At 64.6% G+C, this 16,679-nt stretch carries 16 protein-coding genes; 6 read left to right on the forward strand and 10 right to left on the reverse strand.

The window, feature by feature from the left end; translation table 11 throughout:
- Positions 1-101: 101 nt before the first annotated feature.
- From BIWAKO_RS17410 to BIWAKO_RS17425, 4 genes are all read right to left on the reverse strand, one after another.
- Complete coding sequence (locus BIWAKO_RS17410; RefSeq protein WP_141740135.1) at positions 102-617, reverse strand: hypothetical protein; 516 nt, start codon at positions 615-617, stop codon at positions 102-104.
- Between the two features lie 76 nt (positions 618-693).
- Positions 694-1,167, reverse strand: coding sequence for a transcription elongation factor GreA (gene greA, locus BIWAKO_RS17415; protein WP_069879721.1), 474 nt, complete (start codon positions 1,165-1,167; stop codon positions 694-696).
- A gap of 102 nt (positions 1,168-1,269) precedes the next feature.
- On the reverse strand, positions 1,270-4,602 hold the full coding sequence (gene carB / locus BIWAKO_RS17420) for a carbamoyl-phosphate synthase large subunit (RefSeq protein ID WP_069879722.1): 3,333 nt from the start codon (positions 4,600-4,602) through the stop codon (positions 1,270-1,272).
- Between the two features lie 147 nt (positions 4,603-4,749).
- Positions 4,750-5,961, reverse strand: coding sequence for an MFS transporter (locus BIWAKO_RS17425; RefSeq protein WP_069879723.1), 1,212 nt, complete (start codon positions 5,959-5,961; stop codon positions 4,750-4,752).
- Between the two features lie 146 nt (positions 5,962-6,107).
- Between BIWAKO_RS17425 and BIWAKO_RS17430 the strand changes: the two genes are divergently transcribed.
- The 4 genes from BIWAKO_RS17430 to BIWAKO_RS17445 all read left to right on the forward strand — a co-directional run bounded on the left by BIWAKO_RS17430 (position 6,108) and on the right by BIWAKO_RS17445 (position 9,696).
- Positions 6,108-6,440, forward strand: coding sequence for an ArsR/SmtB family transcription factor (locus tag BIWAKO_RS17430; RefSeq protein ID WP_141740136.1), 333 nt, complete (start codon positions 6,108-6,110; stop codon positions 6,438-6,440).
- Between the two features lie 90 nt (positions 6,441-6,530).
- Complete coding sequence (gene zigA, locus BIWAKO_RS17435; protein WP_069879725.1) at positions 6,531-7,745, forward strand: zinc metallochaperone GTPase ZigA; 1,215 nt, start codon at positions 6,531-6,533, stop codon at positions 7,743-7,745.
- Between the two features lie 54 nt (positions 7,746-7,799).
- Positions 7,800-9,101, forward strand: coding sequence for a hypothetical protein (locus tag BIWAKO_RS17440; protein ID WP_069879726.1), 1,302 nt, complete (start codon positions 7,800-7,802; stop codon positions 9,099-9,101).
- A gap of 187 nt (positions 9,102-9,288) precedes the next feature.
- The gene (locus BIWAKO_RS17445) at positions 9,289-9,696 is read left to right on the forward strand and encodes a GtrA family protein (protein ID WP_069879727.1); all 408 of its coding nucleotides are present in this window, start codon (positions 9,289-9,291) and stop codon (positions 9,694-9,696) included.
- A 9-nt stretch (positions 9,697-9,705) separates the two neighbouring features.
- Here the strand turns inward: BIWAKO_RS17445 and BIWAKO_RS17450 are convergent, their stop codons facing one another.
- Positions 9,706-10,398 carry a methyltransferase domain-containing protein gene (locus BIWAKO_RS17450; RefSeq protein ID WP_069879728.1) on the reverse strand — a complete coding sequence of 231 codons (693 nt, stop codon included), beginning with the start codon at positions 10,396-10,398 and terminating at the stop codon, positions 9,706-9,708.
- A gap of 197 nt (positions 10,399-10,595) precedes the next feature.
- On the opposite strand from BIWAKO_RS17450, the gene BIWAKO_RS17455 reads away from it, so the two are divergent.
- Entirely contained in the window at positions 10,596-11,852 is a 1,257-nt protein-coding gene (locus BIWAKO_RS17455) for an SAM-dependent methyltransferase (RefSeq protein ID WP_069879729.1), read from the forward strand.
- Positions 11,853-11,997: 145 nt separating this feature from the next.
- Here the strand turns inward: BIWAKO_RS17455 and BIWAKO_RS17460 are convergent, their stop codons facing one another.
- Complete coding sequence (locus BIWAKO_RS17460; protein WP_176733345.1) at positions 11,998-12,498, reverse strand: GNAT family N-acetyltransferase; 501 nt, start codon at positions 12,496-12,498, stop codon at positions 11,998-12,000.
- A gap of 133 nt (positions 12,499-12,631) precedes the next feature.
- Complete coding sequence (locus BIWAKO_RS17465; RefSeq protein ID WP_069879731.1) at positions 12,632-13,525, reverse strand: DMT family transporter; 894 nt, start codon at positions 13,523-13,525, stop codon at positions 12,632-12,634.
- Positions 13,526-13,613: 88 nt separating this feature from the next.
- Here BIWAKO_RS17465 and BIWAKO_RS17470 point away from each other — a divergent pair, with 88 nt between their 5' ends.
- Positions 13,614-14,546, forward strand: a complete 933-nt coding sequence (locus BIWAKO_RS17470) for a LysR substrate-binding domain-containing protein (protein WP_069879732.1) — start codon at positions 13,614-13,616, stop codon at positions 14,544-14,546.
- Positions 14,547-14,693: 147 nt separating this feature from the next.
- Here BIWAKO_RS17470 and BIWAKO_RS17475 read toward each other — a convergent pair whose 3' ends face one another.
- The 3 genes from BIWAKO_RS17475 to BIWAKO_RS17485 form a co-directional block, all read right to left on the reverse strand.
- A complete protein-coding gene (locus tag BIWAKO_RS17475; RefSeq protein ID WP_141740137.1) occupies positions 14,694-15,011 on the reverse strand; it encodes a hypothetical protein in 318 nt (105 codons plus the stop codon).
- Between the two features lie 214 nt (positions 15,012-15,225).
- Entirely contained in the window at positions 15,226-15,651 is a 426-nt protein-coding gene (locus BIWAKO_RS17480; RefSeq protein ID WP_069879734.1) for a group III truncated hemoglobin, read from the reverse strand.
- 93 nt (positions 15,652-15,744) lie between these two features.
- Positions 15,745-16,557 (reverse strand): prephenate dehydrogenase, encoded by an 813-nt coding sequence (locus BIWAKO_RS17485; protein WP_069879735.1) that lies wholly within the window; start codon positions 16,555-16,557, stop codon positions 15,745-15,747.
- Positions 16,558-16,679: the final 122 nt, after the last annotated feature.

The raw sequence follows: 16,679 nt of genomic DNA on the forward strand, positions 1-16,679 counted from the left end.
CTGCGCTGCATTCCGCAGCGACGCAACTGAGGCTGAGAACTACGCCGCCGCCTGACTTGGCGCCATATGCGGCAACGACAATGCCGACCTTGTGAACGGTCTCAACCGGCGACGTAGCGCCGGATCCAGGCCACGTTGTTCTGGATCAGGCTGACAATGCGGCGCTGATCGATATCCTGCAGATACCAAGGGCCGGAATAGCTGGCGGAAATCGTCGAGAGCACCGGATAGGATGCAAGCACGCGATTGCCTGCACCAACCAGAAACGCCTCGCTGTCGAGATTGTCATTGCTCGAGCCGCCGCCGCCGCCCCAGCGGCCACCGCCGCCGCCGCCGCCAGCGTAACTCGTCAGGAAAATGCCGCGGACCCTGACGACGAGAACCGGGGCGCCGCGCTGGATGGCGCCGGCAAAGGCGGTCCGAAGTTCCCGTTCCATCCCGGCCTTGATCGCATCGGCATTGGGCCCCCAGCCTTGCTCGACGAGGCGGGAGACATCGACACGGATGCCGCCGATCGGCCCTTGCGGCTGGGCAAGGGCAGATGCAGCTCCGAGCGGCGACAACGCGAGCGCAGTGGCCGCCAATGATGACATGAGAAACGCGCGACGACTGGTCATGACAGTATCTCCCGATGCCGATGCATCACCGACGAGATAATCGTCCGGGGACGACAATTCTATGCCCCCGGAAGCCTCAGCGGAAGCTGACGCTCACGACTTCGTAGGACTTGCCGCCGCCCGGCGTATTGACCTGCACGGAATCGCCGACCTTCTTGCCGATCAGAGCGCGCGCGATCGGCGAGCCGATCGAGACCTTGCCGGAACGGACATCGGATTCCGGCTCGCCGACGATCTGATAGATCTTGGCTTCCTCGGTGTCGTCGTCGATCAGTTGGACGGTCGCGCCGAATTTGATCGTGTCGCCACCGAGCTTGGTGACATCGATGATGTCTGCCCGCCCGATCAGCGATTCGAGCTCCAGGATTCTGCCTTCATTGAGGGACTGTGCCTCCTTGGCCGCATGATACTCGGCATTCTCGGAGAGGTCGCCAAGTGCGCGCGCTTCCGATATCGCAGCGATGATGCGTTGACGTTCGACCTGCTGGCGTTGCTTCAGCTCGACCTCGAGGGCGGCAAATCCGCCCACCGTCATAGGAACCTTATCCATCTTCTCGTCCCAATTCCGAAAGCCAGAACCCGCCGGCCGCGTCCCCCGCGGCCTGCGTTCAGCTTCCGATCGTTTTCAGAACTGCTTCGGCCGCGCGGCCGTTCAGGCGGCGCGGACGAAGTAGGATTGCAGCGATCGTACTTCGAGATCGCCGCTGCAATAGGCCTTGATGCCCTCGGCAGCCGCGATCGCTCCGGCCAAGGTGGTATAATAGGGCACCTTGTGCAAGAGGGCCGTGCGGCGCAGCGAGCGTGAATCCGCGAGTGCCTGTGGGCCGTCAGTCGTGTTGAAGACGAGCTGGATCTCGCCGTTCTTGATGGCGTCGACGACGTGCGGCCGGCCCTCCAGAACCTTGTTGATCTTGGCGGCCGGAATGCCTTCCTCCTGCAGCAGGCGCAGCGTTCCACCGGTGGCAAGGATGCGGAAGCCGAGATCGGACAGGATGCGCATGGAGGGCACGATGCGCGGCTTGTCCGCGTCGCGCACCGAGACGAACACAGTCCCCTTGATCGGCACCTTGGAGCCGGCACCGAGCTGGCTCTTGGCGAAGGCGATGTCGAAGGAACGGTCGAGGCCGATGACCTCGCCGGTCGAGCGCATCTCCGGACCGAGCAGCACGTCGACGCCGGGGAAGCGCGCGAAGGGGAAGACCGCTTCCTTGACGCCGACATGGGTCAGAGCAGCGGGCTTCAGCCCGAAGCTCGCGAGGCTCTCGCCCGCCATGATGCGCGCGGCAATCTTGGCGATCGGCTCGCCGATGACCTTGGCGACGAAGGGCACGGTGCGCGAGGCGCGCGGGTTGACCTCGAGGACGTAGATGACGCCGTCCTTGATGGCGTATTGCACGTTCATCAGCCCACCGACATCGAGCGCCAGCGCCATGGCCTTGGTCTGACGCTCGAGTTCCGCGAGGGTCGCCAGCGAGAGCGAACGGGGCGGAAGAGAGCAGGCCGAATCGCCCGAGTGGATCCCAGCCTCTTCGATATGCTCCATGATGCCGGCGATGAAGGCGTCCTTGCCGTCGCTGAGGCAGTCGACATCGACCTCGATCGCGTCCGAGAGGTAGCGGTCGAACAGCAGTGGGTTCTTGCCGAGCACCGTGTTGATCTGGCCGGTCTTGTCGTTCGGGTATTTCGCCTTCACCTCGGACGGGATCAGGCTCGGAAGCGTGCCGAGCAGATAGTCCTCGAACTGCGGCTCGTCGCGGATGATCGCCATGGCACGACCGCCGAGCACATAGGACGGACGCACGACGAAGGGCAGGCCGAGTTCGCCCGCGATCATGCGTGCCTGTTCGACGGAATAGGCGATGCCGTTCTTGGGCTGCTTAAGATGCAGCTTGTCGAGCAGGCGCTTGAAGCGGTCGCGGTCCTCGGCGAGGTCGATCATGTCGGGCGAGGTGCCGAGGATCGGGATGCCGGCCTCTTCGAGCGCATTCGCCAGCTTCAACGGGGTCTGGCCGCCGAACTGGACGATGACGCCATGCAGAGTGCCGCTGCGCTTCTCGGTCTCGAGGATCTCGAGCACGTCCTCTGCGGTCAATGGTTCGAAATAGAGCCGGTCGGAGGTGTCGTAGTCGGTCGAAACCGTCTCCGGGTTGCAGTTGACCATGATGGTCTCATAGCCGGCATCACGCAGCGCGTAGCAGGCATGGCAGCAGCAATAGTCGAACTCGATGCCCTGGCCGATGCGGTTCGGGCCGCCGCCGAGGATGACCACCTTCTTGCGGTCGGAGGGGTTGGCCTCGTCAGCCAGCGTGCCGGCGAAGGGCATGGCATAGGTCGAGTACATATAGGCGGTCGGCGAGGCGAACTCGGCGGCGCAGGTGTCGATCCGCTTGAAGACCGGACGCACTTCGAGCGCATGCCGGCGCTGGGTCACCTCGGCCTCGGTCAGGTTCGCGAGCGCGGCGAGGCGCTTGTCCGAGAAGCCCATCGCCTTGATCTGGCGGAAGGCGCCGGGCGTCGTCGGCAGGCCGTGCTTGCGCACCTTGTCCTCGGTCTCGACCAACCCACGCATCTGCGCGAGGAACCAGGGATCGATCTTGCAGCTTTCGTGGATCTGCTCGTCGGTGAAGCCGAAGCGCATCGCCTGAGCCACCTGCAGCAGGCGGTCGGGCGTCGGCGAGGAGAGCGCAGCCTTGATCGCGTTCTTGTCGTCGCCCTGGCCCAGACCCTCGATCTCGATCTCATCGAGGCCGTCGAGCCCGGTCTCCAGCGAGCGCAGCGCCTTCTGCAGCGATTCCTGGAAGGTGCGGCCGATCGCCATGGCCTCGCCGACCGACTTCATCGCGGTCGTCAGGGTCGGTTCGGCGCCGGGGAATTTCTCGAAGGCGAACCGCGGGATCTTGGTGACGACATAGTCGATCGTCGGCTCGAACGAGGCCGGGGTCGCGCCGCCGGTGATGTCGTTCTCGATTTCGTCGAGCGTGTAGCCGACGGCAAGCCGCGCGGCGACCTTGGCGATCGGGAAGCCGGTGGCCTTCGACGCCAGCGCTGAGGAGCGCGAAACGCGCGGATTCATCTCAATGACGATCATCCGGCCAGTGGCAGGATCGACCGCGAACTGCACGTTCGAGCCACCAGTCTCGACGCCGATCTCGCGCAGCACCGCCAGCGAGGCGTCGCGCATGATCTGGTATTCCTTGTCCGTCAGCGTGAGCGCCGGGGCGATGGTGATCGAATCACCGGTATGGACGCCCATCGGATCGATGTTCTCGATCGAGCAGACGATGATGCAGTTGTCCGCCTTGTCGCGGACGACCTCCATCTCGTACTCCTTCCAGCCGAGCACGCTCTCTTCGATCAGCACTTCGCTGGTCGGCGAAGCGTCCATGCCGCGCTCGCAGATCTCGATGAATTCGCCCTTGTTGTAGGCGATGCCGCCGCCTGTTCCGCCCATAGTGAAGGAGGGGCGGATGATCGCCGGCAGACCGATGTCCTCAAGCGCCTCGAGGGCCTGGCCGAGCGTTCTGACATGGTGCGAGCGCGGCGTATCGAGACCGATCTTGGTCATCGCCTCGCGAAACAGCTCGCGATCCTCGGCCTTGTCGATGGCTTCGGCGGTGGCACCGATCATCTCGACGTCGAATTTCTCGAGCACGCCCATTTTCTTCAGCGAAAGCGCGCAGTTCAGCGCCGTCTGGCCGCCCATGGTCGGCAGCAGCGCAAAGCCGCCGGGCAGGACGTTGCGCTCCTTCTCGATGATCTTGGCGACGATCTCGGGCGTGATCGGCTCGACATAGGTCGCATCCGCGAGATCCGGGTCCGTCATGATCGTGGCCGGATTCGAATTGACCAGGACGATGCGGTAGCCCTCGGCCTTCAGTGTCTTGCAGGCCTGGGTTCCGGAATAGTCGAACTCGCAGGCCTGGCCGATAATGATCGGGCCGGCGCCGATGATGAGGATCGTCTTGATGTCTGTGCGCTTGGGCATGGGTCCGGCCAGTGCTTGTGCGGGCGCGCGCCTGACGGATCCCCGTCCGCGAGGAAAGGGGAGTCAGCGAGCGCCTGAATGAATGCTAGGCGCTCGCTATAGAGGGAGGTTGCCGCGGAAGGAAGGGAAAAGCGCGCTTACCCCTCTTCAACGCACAGACGTCGCCACGGGGGCCCTGCCGATTTCCAGTTCGCGGCGCGTGGTCCGGCGTCGCCGGATGGAGATCCAAAGCAGGGTAAGTGCACCGATCTCGCAAATCGCGCCGACGAAACCGAGTTGCCATGAGGCGCCGTGGCGCAGCGTCTGCTGGCCCAATGCCGAGCCGGCGGCGATGCCGATATAGAGCGCGGACGCATTGAGCGAGAGCGCGACGACGGTCGCGTCTGGCGCCATCGCCGCGAGCCGCGACATCTGCGAGGGGTGGCCGGCCCAGCCGGCCATGCTCCAAACGAAGAGGATCGCCGGAGCGACGAAGATGGCCGCCGCGGGGGGCAGCGTGATCGCCATGAGCGAGGCGGAGGCGAGCGCCAGTGCGAGCACCGTGAGGACGAGGGCGAGGGTGCGCTCCGGGCCGAAGCGGTCGCTCGCCATTCCGCCTGCCTGGTTGCCGATGGCCGAACCGATGCCGGAGACGATGAGGGCGGCGCTGAGCCAGGGGCCGCTGATGCCGGCATGGGTGGCGAGGAAGGGCGCGACATAGGTGTAGAGTGTGAAGGCGCCGGTGGTCCAAAGCGCAGTGGTGCCGAGCGCCAGCAGCACATCGGTGCGGCGTGCGACCTGCAGGCGCTCGCTGAGCGAGTTGGTGCCGCGGGGCAAGTTGTCCGGCAGGTTCAGGAGCAGCCCGGCCACGGCGAAGGCGCCAATGAACGCGACCAAAAGGAAGGCGAGATGCCAGCCGCCATAGGAGGTGATGGCGGTGCCGAGCGGGACGCCGAGAATCAGTGAAACCGTCATGCCGCCGGTGACAAGCGCAATAGCCCGGCCGCGCCGCTCCGCCGAGACCAGCGCGACCGCCACCGCGTTGGCCGACGGCATGAAGACGCCGGCCGCAAGCGCCATGACGATGCGCGCGACCATCAGCCAGGCGAAGCCTGTGGCGAAGGCGGCAAACAGATTGGCAACGGCGAAGACGCTGAGCGACCCGGCGAGGATCATCCGGCGGTCGATGTCGCCCAGCAGGGTGGAAAGGACTGGCGAGCCCAACGCATAGGCGACGGCGAAGATCGAGATCAGCAAGCCGGCAGTATCGATCGAGGTGCCGAAGGCGGCCGCCAGATTCGGCAGGATGCCAGTGATCATCAGGCTTCCCGTGCCGATGACGAAGGCGCCGCCGGCGAGCCAGACGAGACGCGTGTCCATTGGACATTCCTTCAAAATTTCAATGATCGTTGAATTTAAGGTCGCGTGCGAACTTCCGTCAACCTTAATTTCAATGAACGTTGAATATTGTCAGGAGTACCGCAATCTCCTATGTCCGGGGGATGAAGCCGATCTTTCATCCCGACATGGACGACATTGACGCCGCGACGGTTTTTGGCGCGCTCGCCGATCCGACGCGACTCGCCATCGTCCTGGCGCTGGCCGATTCCGAGGAGTTCGAGGCGCGCTGCGGAAGCTTCACGGATTTCGCCTCACCCTCGCTGCTGGCCTATCATTTTGCGAAGCTGCGCGAGGCCGGCATCACCCGGGCCCGGGCGGAGGGCACGTCCCGCTTCATCAGCCTGCGGCGTGGCGAACTCGACGGTCGCTTCCCCGGGCTGCTCGACAGCATCATTGCCACGGCGCGGCGCGATTCGTCGCTTCCCCGCTTTTCCGAAGACAAACTGCTCGCTCCGTAGGGGGCATCAGCCCATTCCGGTCGAAACCGGCTTGCCAACCTTTCGCATCGCTGTCTATGTTATGTTGTAACATAACATAATGGATGCCGAATGGATTCCCGCCTTCCCGTCACCGTGCTCTCAGGCTTCCTCGGGGCCGGCAAGACCACGCTCCTCAATCACGTCCTCAGCAATCGCGAAGGCCGCAAGGTTGCGGTCATCGTCAATGACATGAGCGAGGTGAATATCGACGCCGATCTGGTGCGGGAGGGCGGGGGCAATCTCTCGCGGACCGACGAGAGGCTGGTCGAGATGAGCAATGGCTGCATCTGCTGCACCTTGCGCGATGACCTGCTCGCCGAAGTGCGTCGCCTCGCCGGGGAAGGGCGCTTCGACTACCTGCTGATCGAAGGCACCGGCATCGCCGAGCCTTTGCCGGTCGCCGCGACCTTCGCGTTTCGCGACGAGGATGGCGCCAGCCTTTCCGATCTCGCGCGGCTCGATACGATGGTGACCGTCGTCGATGCCATCAATCTGATGAAGGATTATGGCTCGCGCGACTTCCTGCGTGAGCGCGGCGAGACGGCAGGCGAGGACGACGAGCGCACCCTGGTCGATCTCCTGGTCGAGCAGATCGAGTTCGCCGATGTCGTCGTCCTGAACAAGGTGTCGGAGGTCACGCCGGAAGAGCGCGATCTGGTGCGCAAGATCATCCGGGCGCTCAATCCCGATGCAAGGTTGGTCGAAACCGATTTCGGCCGCGCTCCGCTCGCAGCGATCCTTGATACGGGGTTGTTCGATCACGAGAAGGCCGAACAACATCCGCTCTGGTACAAGGAGCTCTATGGCCACAGGGATCATGTTCCGGAAACCGAGGAGTACGGCATCTCCTCCTTCGTCTACCGCGCCCGGCGCCCATTCCAACCGGAGCGGTTCAGCGCCTTCCTGGGGCGCGACTGGGGCGGCCTGATCCGTGCCAAGGGCCATTTCTGGCTGGCGACCCGGCCGGAATGGGTTGGCGAGATGAGCCTTGCTGGCAGCGTCTGCCGGACCGAGGCGATGGGCTTCTGGTGGGCGTCCGTGCCGCGTAGCCGTTGGCCCGACCATCCCGAGTGGAAAGCAATCCTGAACCGGCACTGGCACTCGGTCTGGGGCGACAGGCGGCAGGAACTGGTCTTCATTGGCTCGGGCATGGACCAGCAGGCCATCACCAGCGCGCTCGACGCCTGCCTGCTCGGCGAGACGCCGACCATCAGCTTCAAACCGGAACGCTACCGCGACCTGCCTGACCCATTTCCGGTCTGGCGCCGCGCCGCTGCGGTCTGAGAGATCCGGTCCGCGCACCGGCGGACCTCTGCCCTTCGTTCACAGGAGACAACGATGCGCTTTCAGTTCGCAGCGGGAGCTGCGCTTACCCTTGTTCTGGCCGCAGCAACGGCCGCTGCCCATGATCATGCCACCTTGCGTGGCCGGCTCGTCCTTGCCGACCACGAGAAACCGGTCGTGCGTGTGCTCGACCTCGACTCCGGCGAGGTGACGCATAGCTTCGATGTGCCAAAACCCAACCCGTCCTTCGCCAGCGCCGAGGGGGGGCGTTTCATCGTCATCAAGACAGGCGACGAGGCTGGCACCATCCGCTTCCTCGATAGCGGACTGCGCTACGAATCCCATGGGGATCACGTCGATGTCGACAAGGGGCCGGTCAGGCTGCTCGACTTCGCCGTGAAGGGCGACCGCCCGGCCCATGTGGTTTCCAGGCATGGACAGATTGCGCTGTTCTTCGACGGAGACAGGCCCTGGGAGCGCAAGAGCGAGCCGAAGGCGGTGCTGGTCGATCTCAAGAGCCTGGATGGCAAGTCTCCCGCCAGCGAGACATGGCCCAGCCCGGCGCCGCAGCACGGCATTGCCATTCCGCTCGGGCGCCGGCAGTGGCTGATGTCGGTGCCGAACGCGGTCTACGCCAAGGGCGAGGACCGCAGCGCCTCGTCTCGGCCGGACGGCTTTGAAATCCTCGAGCGCAACAAGGGCTGGAAGCGGCTCGCAAGCTTCAACGATCTGGCGCGCGCCGATGCCTCCTGCAAGCTCTTCCACGGTTATGCCGAGAGCAAGGGGCGCCACGTCTTCGGCTGCAATGACGGGGTGGATGGCGGCGTTCTCGTCCTTGCCCGGGATACGTCCGGGCGCTGGACTGCGCGCAAGATCGGCTATCCCGACGAGCGGCGCGTCAGTGCGATCAAGGCGCGCACGGGCGCCCGCTATGCCGTCGCCAATTACGGACTGAAGGGGCCATACAATGCGCTTCTGCGGATCGACCCTGCCGCAGCCTTGCTCTCGGCCCAGGATGTCCTGACGGTGCCCGGCGGCCAGCCGGCCTGCCAGTTCGATCTTGATGCCAGCGGCAACCGCATGGCGAACCTCACGCCGGACGGCAAACTCCGCGTCTATGAGATCGCGCCGACCTGGCGGGAACTCGCAACGTTCGACGCGGTACCCGCCTTCGATTGCCAATACGGCGCGAAATCGCCGACACCGAACCTGGGTATCGTCGGGAACAGCGCCTTCGTCAGCGATCCCACGAGCGGTCGCATCCGGGAGTTTCATTTGGATACGCTGAAGCAAGGGCTCGACATGCCGGTCGGCGGGATGCCCGCCAATCTCGCCGGCGGTGGCGATGCCGGCTGAGGGGCTGCGCGGCGCGTTCCGGACGGAATTCCGGGAGCCATCACGGCACCCCGCGCTCTGATGACGTCCGGACCTGCGCGGTCTCGCGCCTTGTCCGGACTGCCTTGATTGGGGGGCGAGGCGGGGCTTGCGCGAGCTTTCACGCGAGCCGGTACTGGCCAGCAGGAAAATGCTGTAGAGGGCGGGGATGTCTCTCTCCCGCCTTCCCCGTCAGTCGCGCCAGATCGTGGCCTATGTTTTCTCCGGTGGCGTGACGGCGGTGGCGCATTACGCGCTGCTGATCGGACTGGTCGAGCTTGGCGGGGTCGCGCCGGTGCCGGCTACGCTTGCCGGTTTCACGCTCGGCGCGGTCGTGTCCTATACGCTGAACCGCTGGCTGACCTTTGACGCCACGCATAGCCATGCCCAGGCGACCTGGCGCTTTGCGCTGATCGCGGCGGGCGGTTTCGTGCTGACCGGTATCCTGATGCATCTTTTCGTGGCGCGGGCCGGTCTGCCCTATCTGCCGATGCAGATCGTCACCACGCTGATCGTGATGGTGTTCTCCTTCCTCGGCCACAAGTTCTTTTCCTTCGCGGATCGCGAAGGCGTCTAAAGCGGCGGCTCAGCCCGGATTGCGGGCGCGGAAGGTCATGCGGTGCGGGTTATGGCCGAAGTTCGGCTGGCGCTCGATTTCGTCGAACCCGCCCTCTCGGATCAGAGTGACGATGGCGGCAGCGCTATAGGTCGAGAGCCCGTACTCGGCGCGCAGCTTCCGATAATCGGAGAACGCGGTGCGGACGAGCCCGCCGAGCGCGGCAATCAGGAAGCCGCCGCGCCAGGCGAAGGAGAGCAGTTGCGTGGCGTCGGTCAGCGCGCTGACATCGGGTGGAATCACATCGGCGATGACGAGATGTCCGCCGGGCTTCAGCTTGCGTCGCCAGAGCAGGAGCAACTGCGCCAGCTCCTCACGGCCGAGATACTGGATCAGCGAGTTGGCGACGACGAGATCGAGCGCGCCGTCGTCAAGTGCCTCGACCTCCTCCGGCGAGACGACGGTGATCGCCGGGATCGCGCCAAAGGTCGCACGCAGCTTTTCACGCACGCTCGGGGCCGCCTCGCAGAGATAGAGCCTGGCGCAGGCTGCGGCGACGCGATCGGCGGCCAGCGCTTCGCCGCAACCGTGATCCAGCACGACCGCCTCGGGCGAGGGGATATGGCGAATCAGGTCGGTGGCGATCTGGCGGTAGTGCAGCAGCTTGTGACGGGGCGAGACATAGATCGCGTGCTCGCTGTTCCAGAAATCGCGCCAGGACATCGTCTCGCCGTCATCCGCTCAGTGACGGGCGCACGCGCGCCCGTTTCGGCCTCAGGACTACGCTGTCGCTGCGTGTATCGGCAACCGCCGATATGGAGTTCGCGCAACACCTCGCCAGTTCCGCGTTCTTCTGCCGGCTCGGCATTTCCCTGCGCCGATCGCTCGGCTTAAGGTCGCACCAAGGCTGGGAGGCTTGCATGCTGCTGTTGCCGCGACTTCTGAAACGCTTCGTCAGGCAAGGGCGCCTGACGGTGATCACCCCGGACAACAAGCGCCATGTCTTCGGGCCCGGCCCGGGGCCAATCCTGTTCGCTGGTCAGAACAAGACCGCGCCGGCTGTCACCGTGCGCTTCTCTGACGACAAGATCGAGCGCGAGATCTTTCTGAATCCCGAGCTGGCCCTGGCCGAAGGCTACATGGACGGGCGGGTGAATTTCGAGGACGGCTCGACGATCCACGACCTGCTCAGTCTGTTCTGGCTGCAGCGCAAGGAGATGCGCAAGCATCCGCTGCAAAAGGCGATCCGCAACATCCGTTTCCGCATCCGGCGCTTCCGGATGCACAACCCGCTCGGCGTGGCCGGCAAGAAGGTCAAGCACCACTACGACATCCCGACCGATTTCTACCGTCTCTGGCTCGACGAGACGATGACCTATTCCTGCGCCTATTGGCATAGTCCGGAGGTGGGGCTCGAAGCTGCGCAGAAGGCAAAACTCCGCCATATCGCGGCCAAGCTGAAGATCGAACCCGGCATGACGGTTCTGGATATCGGTTCGGGATGGGGCGAGCTCGCGATCTATCTCGCCAAGGCCTGTGGAGCCAAGGTGACCGGGCTGAATGTCTCGCCCGACCAGATGGCGGCGGCGCAGAAGCGGGCCGAAGCGGCCGGGGTCGGCGGCAGCGTCACTTTCATCAACAAGGACTATCGCGAACTGACCGGCAGCTTCGACCGCGTCGTCTCGGTCGGCATGATGGAGCATGTCGGCGTTGCGCATTACCTCGAATATTTCGAGAAGATCCGCGATCTGCTGACGCCGGACGGGATTGCGTTGGTGCACTGCATCGGCCGGGTCGGCCCTCCGGGCTTCACTGGACCGTTCTTCGACAAATACATCTTCCCGGGCGGGTACGCACCGGCGATGTCGGAGGTGTTCGCGGCGGTCGAGCAGACAGGGCTCTGGTCGTCGGACTGCGAGTTCTGGCGCCGGCATTACCACTGGACGCTGGCTGCCTGGCGCCAGCGGTTTCTCGCCAAGCGCGAGGAGGTCGTTGGCATGATGGGCGAGCGTTTCGCGCGGATGTGGGAGTTCTACCTCTCGGCCTGCGAGATCTCGTTCGATATCGGGGGGGACATGGTTTTCCAGCTCCTGCTCGGCCCGCACAAGAGCGCCGTGCCGGTGATCCGCGACTACATCACCGAGAATGAGAGAGCTCTGGAGGCGCAAGGCTTCTGAGGCGGGCGACATGCCGTCCCGTAGGCCTCGAATGCGGGTGGGAAGATCTCCCGCCCGCACTCAGGCATGGATACCGGCTCTTTGCCGGGGCCTGAACGGGATGAGCTCGTATCACGCCTCGGCCGGCGCTCTTTGGGTCATCGCCTCAAGGCTCGGCGGCTTGCGTGAAATCCAGCGCCAGAAGCGCTTCGTCATAGAACTGGCCGTCGACGTACAACGCTTTGGATTCGATGCCATAGGGGGCAAAGCCGAGTCGGGTGTAGAGCGAATGTGCGGCGCGGTTCGTCGTCACGACGTGGGCCTGAAGCACCAGGACGTGCCGCGCGGCGTGCCCGATGAGGGCATCGACGAGCGCGCGGCCGACCCCATCCCCGCGCCAGCCAGCCACAACGTAGACGCCCCAGAGCACGCCCTTGTGGCGCGACTTGGCAGAGAAGGTTGCGCGGAAGCCTGCGATCCCGATCAGGTCACCGCTGTCGGAGAAGGCCCCGAAGACCCTGTTGGGTTCCTCGGCGGCGAGGCGCGAGCGGAAGAAGCTGTCCGGCTGGGCGGCCTCTTCGGCGTGGCTTGCGCCGAAGGCCTCCGGCGTGTCGGACAACGCAACCAGGCGCAGCGCGCGGAATGCGACCCAGTCTTCCGCCACCAATGCTCGTATGCGAACGCCAGCGGCCGACGGAGATGATTGAACGACACCGGGCTGATCACTGGTCATACGCATCCTCGCGGGGCAGGCGAGGAACAGTATTGCAGCGGGCGCCCGTGGGGGGAAGCTGGTGCTGTCAGCGCTTCAGATTGACGATCACGACACCGCCCAGCGCCATGACCCCACCGAGGACGCCGAGTGCAGTCGGAGCCTCGCCGAGCCAGAGAAAGCCCATCAAAGTGGCGACCGGTGGTACGCAATACATGAAGTTCGAGGCGCGGCCCGCAGGCAGCCGTGCGAGCATCATCGTCCAGGTCGCATAGGCGAGCAGGCTTGGCACAATCCCGAGATAGATGACGGCAAAGAGAGCTTCGCTCGACGCAGAGGCCGACTGGCTGACGGCATTGGGCAGGAACGGGGAGAGGGCCAGCGCGCCCACGACCATGTTCCAGGCCGAGACGGTGAGCGCCCTGTGGCGGGCGAAAAGCGGCTTCTGGACGATGGCGGTGACCGATTGGCAGAGTGCGGCGCCAAGGATGAAGAGGACACCGGTGCTGAGCTCGATGCCCTGGCCTTCGCCCAATGCGATCAGGCCGATGCCGGCGAAGGAAATCGCAGTGCCAAGCCAGGCGAGCGGCCCGAAGCGCTCGCCGAGGATCAACATCGCCAATCCGGCCGTGATGATCGGATTGATGTTGATGATGAAGCTCGCGGCGCCGGCAGAGACGGTCTTCTCGCCGAAATTCAGCAGGGTCGTGTAGAGCGCGACATGAACCAACCCGCCAAGAAGGAAGCGCCAGCCATCGGACCAGCCGGGCAAGGCCGGGCGCATGATGGCGAGGAAGATCGCGCTCGGGACGGCCGCAATCGCGAAACGAGCGGCGCCGAGCTCGATCGGCCCCAGCGCCGTGAGCCCGGCCCGGATCGCGGGAAAGGCGGAGGCCCAGGCGATAACGGTAAAGGTCACGACGGCGACGGTGGCCGGATCGAGGCTGCGCGGCGTGGAGACGGCTGGATTGAGCGAGTTCATGTCGAGCCTCGGTGGTCAGGGGTCGACAGGTGATAGATACCCGGACGAGCTGATTGACAAACGAGTAATTCGAGCATGATCTGTGAGCATGGATCACAGCTCAGGATTGCCCCCGCTCGACACCCTGCGTGCCTTCGAGGCGGCGGCCCGCTCGGGAAGCTTCTCGGCGGCGGCCGAGACGCTCAACCTGACCCATGGCGCGATCAGTCGGCAGGTGGCCAAGCTTGAGCACTGGCTCGGCACCCGGCTCTTCGCCCGGCAGGCGCGTGGCGTCGCGCTGACGCCAGAGGGCCAGCGACTGATGCAGCGCACGCAGGAGGCTTTCGCGCTGATCGCGGACACATCGGACCGCTGGACCGAACCGCGCGGTGCCGCGGTCGTGCGCTTCAGCGCGATCCCGTCGGTGTGCAGCCTGTGGCTGATGCCGCGCATGAAATGGCTCGAGAGTGGCGATCCGGATTTGCGCATTGTGCTTCAGGTCGACCATCGCCGGGTTGATCTGGAGAGCGAGGGCATCGACCTCGCCATTCGCTGTGGGCGCGGCGGAGCGCCGGGGCGGGTCTCGGTCCAGCTTTTCGAGGAATGGTGTTTTCCGATCGCTTCGCCGGAGCTTGCGCGGGAAATTGGTGCCGGCAAGGCCGCGCGGCTGCTCGACCAGCCGCTGATCCATGATTCCGATGCATCCGGCTGGCGCGCCTGGTTTGCCGCGCAGGGGCTGGATTACCGGCCCCGTCCGCAGGATCGACGTTTCGAGGATTACAATCTCGTGCTCGATGCCGCTGCCTGCGGGCTGGGAGTGGCGCTCGCCCGTCCACCGCTGGCGCAGGCGCAGATCGCGGCAGGGCGCGTGGCGGCCGTTGATCCGCGCACCGCGCTCAATCCGGTTTCCTATTGGCTCGACCGTCCGATCGGACAGCCGCGCCCGGCAGCCGCTGCGCTGGCGACGCGGATCGCGCAAGAGGCGGGCTTGCCTGCGGCACGGCTCACTGCGTTCCTGAAAACGGAAGCAAAGGCAGCGTAGCGCACGGCGTGACGTATCTGCATGCTGGGGAGGGGGCCGCGGCCATTCCAGCGATGGGCCATTCGGCGGAGGGGTCGGGATCCCGTCTTGACCCATGCCTGCTTCGGCACATCCTACGCTTGATGCGGGACCGAAACCGGACTCGGTTCAGTTGGCGATCTTGCGTTCGACCAATTGATAGAAGTCATCCTTGGCGGGATCCGCAGCCAGTTCCGTGGCCAACGGGTCGGAAGGGACGCGCAGGCCGCCCAGATTGACGTGAAAAGCCCGGGCGAACCTCTCATCGGAAAAGCAGATCCGGATCGCCCCGTTGTCGCGTGGCACCGAGACGGCACGATAGGGAATTTCCCATTGGCTGAGCCACGCATCCATCGCATGGAGCCTCGACAGGAAATCGTCGCCCTCAACAGCGATCAGCACTTGATGTGCCCATGATCGCGTGCGTTCGCTTCCTCTACGTTCCATCGCAATGCTCCGGATCGTTCTCTCACGACAGCAGCTTGGAGATTTTCAGCCGTGAGTTGTGTTGGATAGTCGGATATTGAGATAGGAGCAATGCAAAAAGAGCAAGTTACTATTTGAACTGGGCGCATTTCCGCCGCGATATCATAAGGGAACTGCGGCACCGACTGAGAGCGTATAGCCGGATCGGTTTGCAGCAAACCCTCGGCTTCAGTGATCACCTCGCGCTATGGCGTGGTTTTCCGATTTCGCCGCGCTGCGACGCCCGCGCCATTTCGAAGCTGTCGGCAATCCGGCGCGCCCGCACGATGAAGGCCTGGGCGATGGCAGGCGGACAGAGTTCCTGCGCAGTCGCCTCGAAAAGTTCGAGCCAGCGGTCGAAATGCCTGCCTTCCAGCGGCAGGATCAGGTGCGGTCGCATCGGCCGGCCGCCATAGCGGCCGGTGCGCAGCATCACGCTGCTCCAGAAGTCGCTGATCTTGCCGATATGGTCATCCCAATCATCGACGGCGGCCTCGAAGACCGGTCCGATCACGTCGTCCAGCCGCGCCCGACTGTAGAATGTGCGCACGAGCAGGCCGATTGTCGCTTCGTCGAGATCGGGATGGGCGATGGCCGGATCGGCCAGCGGATTGTCGGTCATTGTCGTCCTGCGTTCCAGCCGCTACTCCGCGCCAGGGCGTGCTGGCGACTTGCGGCGTGATCTATGCGGCGTGGTTGATTGTTCAAGCTCTGTCTAGGCACTGGCTTCGGCTGGGGATTTCCGAGACGGGGGCAGCGTGGGCTGGGCGAGGTGATCGTCTTCCAACAACTGCCGCATCTCCTCGGCAATGGCAAAGAACCTGTCGCGGACTGCCCTGGCATGGGGATTGGCGCGTTCGATCGCCATGAAGACGTTCGGCGCATCGTGCCGGACCATCTCGGTCGCCTGCATCAGGAGATCGAAGCTGGCCGTCGTCATGCGGTGCGGCAGTGGCTCCATCCGCACCAATATCTTGGCAATCAGATGCGTCAGGCCCTGAACCATGGCTGTTTCGCGGTCATGTGCGTCGGGCGTGGTCATGACCACCTTCAAGCCGAGCACCTTGCGCAGGAAGGCTGCGACGCGCGGACTACTGCGCCCGCGAACCGGGCACAGCGCAATCTTCAGCCCCCTGATGCCATGACGCGCGCTTTGCGGACCAAACAGCGGGTGAGTGCCGAGGATGTCGACGTCTTCCGGAAGCTCGACCTGCATGGCGCGCGCCGGGCCAATCTTGACCGAACCGACATCGAGCACCAGCGTACCCGCCCGCAGATGCGGTCGCAGGGCCACAATCGCGGTCGGGATCCGATCGACCGGCACGGCGAGGATCACGACATCGCAGGCACCGACTGCCTTCACATCCGATGGAGCGAGACCCTTGCCCGATCCGTCGACCGCGGGCGGCTGTTCGGAATCGCAGACCAAGAGCGGGAAATGTGGCTGGAGATGACGAGCCATGAGACGGCCGAAGGCGCCAAAGCCCATGATGCCGATAGACGAGACGGTTTTGCGGGAGGAATGCATCGCGTTTTTCCTAAAGGAGGCCGCGATGCCGGGTGACTGCCTGAATTCAACCGCCAGCGCGGCGGTTGAACATGGGAATGCCACCGCCTTATGAGGACGGGGCGTAATAGTTCCGCGCGAGG

It is taken from the genome of Bosea sp. BIWAKO-01 (assembly GCF_001748145.1).
GTDB lineage: Bacteria > Pseudomonadota > Alphaproteobacteria > Rhizobiales > Beijerinckiaceae > Allobosea.

What these genes read in the sequence shown, in the direction of transcription:
- BIWAKO_RS17410 (WP_141740135.1), bottom strand. Translation starts at nt 617, where the DNA reads ATGACCAGTCGTCGCGCGTTTCTCATGTCATCATTGGCGGCCACTGCG.
- greA (WP_069879721.1), bottom strand. Translation starts at nt 1,167, where the DNA reads ATGGATAAGGTTCCTATGACGGTGGGCGGATTTGCCGCCCTCGAGGTC.
- carB (WP_069879722.1), bottom strand. Translation starts at nt 4,602, where the DNA reads ATGCCCAAGCGCACAGACATCAAGACGATCCTCATCATCGGCGCCGGC.
- BIWAKO_RS17425 (WP_069879723.1), bottom strand. Translation starts at nt 5,961, where the DNA reads ATGGACACGCGTCTCGTCTGGCTCGCCGGCGGCGCCTTCGTCATCGGC.
- BIWAKO_RS17430 (WP_141740136.1), top strand. Translation starts at nt 6,108, where the DNA reads ATGGACGACATTGACGCCGCGACGGTTTTTGGCGCGCTCGCCGATCCG.
- zigA (WP_069879725.1), top strand. Translation starts at nt 6,531, where the DNA reads ATGGATTCCCGCCTTCCCGTCACCGTGCTCTCAGGCTTCCTCGGGGCC.
- BIWAKO_RS17440 (WP_069879726.1), top strand. Translation starts at nt 7,800, where the DNA reads ATGCGCTTTCAGTTCGCAGCGGGAGCTGCGCTTACCCTTGTTCTGGCC.
- BIWAKO_RS17445 (WP_069879727.1), top strand. Translation starts at nt 9,289, where the DNA reads ATGTCTCTCTCCCGCCTTCCCCGTCAGTCGCGCCAGATCGTGGCCTAT.
- BIWAKO_RS17450 (WP_069879728.1), bottom strand. Translation starts at nt 10,398, where the DNA reads ATGTCCTGGCGCGATTTCTGGAACAGCGAGCACGCGATCTATGTCTCG.
- BIWAKO_RS17455 (WP_069879729.1), top strand. Translation starts at nt 10,596, where the DNA reads ATGCTGCTGTTGCCGCGACTTCTGAAACGCTTCGTCAGGCAAGGGCGC.
- BIWAKO_RS17465 (WP_069879731.1), bottom strand. Translation starts at nt 13,525, where the DNA reads ATGAACTCGCTCAATCCAGCCGTCTCCACGCCGCGCAGCCTCGATCCG.
- BIWAKO_RS17470 (WP_069879732.1), top strand. Translation starts at nt 13,614, where the DNA reads ATGGATCACAGCTCAGGATTGCCCCCGCTCGACACCCTGCGTGCCTTC.
- BIWAKO_RS17475 (WP_141740137.1), bottom strand. Translation starts at nt 15,011, where the DNA reads ATGGAACGTAGAGGAAGCGAACGCACGCGATCATGGGCACATCAAGTG.
- BIWAKO_RS17480 (WP_069879734.1), bottom strand. Translation starts at nt 15,651, where the DNA reads ATGACCGACAATCCGCTGGCCGATCCGGCCATCGCCCATCCCGATCTC.
- BIWAKO_RS17485 (WP_069879735.1), bottom strand. Translation starts at nt 16,557, where the DNA reads ATGCATTCCTCCCGCAAAACCGTCTCGTCTATCGGCATCATGGGCTTT.